General features: G+C 41.4%; 2 protein-coding genes. Both read left to right on the top strand.

Annotated features, from left to right (window positions below; translation table 11 throughout):
* Positions 1–199, top strand: a 199-nt coding sequence (locus F6K53_RS42030) for a UPF0175 family protein (RefSeq protein WP_366511442.1), incomplete at its 5' end; no start/stop codon positions are given.
* 276 nt (positions 200–475) lie between these two features.
* The coding region (locus tag F6K53_RS42025; protein ID WP_293086402.1) for a transposase at positions 476–1,473 on the top strand (998 nt) is incomplete at its 3' end.

Here is a 1,473-nt window from a genome sequence, read left to right as displayed (position 1 = left end):
GGCAGCCGATTTGAAGCTTGAGATTGCCATTATGCTATATAAACAGAAAAGAATTAGTATTGGTAAAGCCCGTGAGCTAGCTGGGATGCACCTAATTGAGTTTCAACAAGCACTCTCTAATCGGAGAATTTGTATCAATTATGACCGTGAAGATTTTCAACAAGACATTCAAACATTGAAGGAATTGGGCGATATATGATCGTGGTTAGCTTTCCGGCAAAATTCATCCCACACTCATGCTGCGCATTGAGTGTGGGATGAATTTTGCACAGGATCTCTCGGAACAGGGAAGCGAGCTATCAAGCTCCTAATTAATTCTGATTGAGTCATCCCGCGCCGCTGTTCTTCTTGTATCAACTGTCTTTTTTCAAAATCGGTAATCCTGATTATTATTTTTTTATCTTTCATTTTGGATTACTATTTGTAGACACACTTGCTATAATTATAGTAGGTCGATAAGCCAAAGAGCAAGTCAATGATAATCGCGTACCAATACCGGTTAAAACCAACAAAAGAGCAAAAGGCGAAGATAGACAATTGGCTGTCTATGCTGTGTGCTCAATATAATTATTTGTTGGCCGACCGCTTTTCCTGGTACGAGCAGAACCGGTGCTCAATAAATGCTTGTCCTCTTGTCTGCCACCTTCCCGAATTAAGAGATAACCCGGACTATTACAGTCAAAAGAAAACTCTTCCAAATCTCAAGAAAACTCATCCTTGGTATAAAAACATTCATTCCCAAGTTCTTCAGGATGTTGTAAAGAGGGTTAAGTTGGCCTTTGATAGATTCATTAAAGGGGATAGTAACGGGAAACGAAGTGGGAGACCTAGATTCAAAAAATATCACCGCTACCGTACGTTTACTTACCCTCAAATGAAAGAAGGGTGCCTAGAAGGCAATCTGATCAGCCTCCCAAAAATAGGTAAGGTCAAGGTTGTACTACATCGCCCTATTCCTGATGGGTTCAAGATCAAGACGGCATCTATTACAAAAAAATGTGATGGCTACTATTTGGTTTTGTCCCTAGAAGACAAGACAGTTCCCGTTCGCGCAGCGTCGGCTTCGCCGAAAGTTAAGCCTGATATTAATCCTGACTCAATAGTTGGTATTGATGTTGGACTTAAAGAGTTCTTGACCACTTCCGAAGGGGAGACAATAGAAATCCCGCAATATTACCGAAAGTCCCAGAAAAGATTAAAGGTTATCCAAAAACGGGTATCCCGACGGAAGAAAGGTAGCAACAATAGGCTCAAGGCTATTAAGCAACTTGGGTTACAGCATAAAAAAGTTGCGGATAAACGGAAAGACTTCCACTTCAAAACTGCCAATTATTTGCTGTCAAAGTATGACGTAGTCGCTCACGAAAAGTTAAATGTTAAGGGACTGGCTAAATCCCGATTGGCTAAATCTGTGTTGGACGCCGGGTGGTCGTGCTTCCTGACAATCCTAACAAGTAAAGCCGAGAATGCTGG

The sequence above is a fragment of the Moorena sp. SIO4A1 genome, from assembly GCF_010672065.1.
In the GTDB taxonomy this organism is placed as follows: domain Bacteria; phylum Cyanobacteriota; class Cyanobacteriia; order Cyanobacteriales; family Coleofasciculaceae; genus Moorena.
Note: the sequence above shows the minus strand (reverse complement) of the source record. Positions and strands in the feature narration are given on the sequence as shown.